Origin of the sequence: Phaeobacter sp. B1627 (genome assembly GCF_006265095.1) — a bacterium.
In the GTDB taxonomy this organism is placed as follows: domain Bacteria; phylum Pseudomonadota; class Alphaproteobacteria; order Rhodobacterales; family Rhodobacteraceae; genus Epibacterium.
Genome location: NZ_VCNK01000134.1, coordinates 1 through 309 on the forward strand (window position 1 = coordinate 1; position 309 = coordinate 309).

The following is a 309-nucleotide window of genomic DNA, read 5'->3' on the forward strand; positions in this document are numbered from 1 at the left end:
GACCCATGGCTCACTGGCCCGAGGTGGCGTCTACAAGGCTCCGGCCGTGGCGGTGTAAGCCGTCAGGGTCGCGAGGACGTCGGAGCGAAAGAGGGCAAGGAGCCGTTTGGCGCAATCGTCGTGAGACGGGATCGGAAGAACCAGTGTGCAACAGAGTGCCTTCGAGCACGCGGCTTTGATCTGGACCCGATCTTCGAACACCATACGGGCCCGCGGCATCTGTGAGGCCGCATCATGAGGCAGGACACATGTCAGCACCCGATGACGCGCCAAAATCAGTTCTGAAGATTCCTCTTGCGCATGGGGCTG

The 309-nt window shown here is 61.5% G+C and carries 1 protein-coding gene; it reads right to left on the reverse strand.

Annotation, left to right across the window (positions count from 1 at the left end; all coding sequences use genetic code 11):
• Positions 1-30: 30 nt before the first annotated feature.
• The coding region (locus FGE21_RS20250) for a hypothetical protein (RefSeq protein WP_218062814.1) at positions 31-309 on the reverse strand (279 nt) is incomplete at its 5' end.